The organism is Streptomyces sp. NRRL F-5135 (assembly GCF_000719775.1).
Lineage (GTDB): Bacteria > Actinomycetota > Actinomycetes > Streptomycetales > Streptomycetaceae > Streptomyces > Streptomyces hebeiensis.
Map to the genome: position 1 here is coordinate 1 of NZ_JOHR01000104.1, position 255 is coordinate 255.

1 protein-coding gene is annotated in these 255 nt (G+C 71.4%); it reads left to right on the top strand.

Annotation, left to right across the window (positions count from 1 at the left end):
- The coding region (locus IG02_RS37505; RefSeq protein ID WP_037805279.1) for a hypothetical protein at positions 1–255 on the top strand (255 nt) is incomplete at both ends.

Genomic DNA, 255 nt, shown 5'->3' on the forward strand with positions numbered 1-255 from the left:
ATGCGGCCGTTCCGGGTGGCGGACAAGGAGTTGCTGGCGCTGCTGGATCTGGCGCCGTTGCTGCGTGTGATGCCGTTGGGTGTTCCGCTGGTGTTCGTGCAGTCCGGTCCGGGCGGCGACAAGGGCCGTTCGATGGTGTTGTCGGAGGCGTTCTCCAACCGGACGGCCCGTAATGGCTGGGCCTACAGCGGCCCGCTGACGCCGGCTCCCGCCACCGCCCCGGCCCCGGGGGCCACGTCCGGGCCGTTGCGTCTG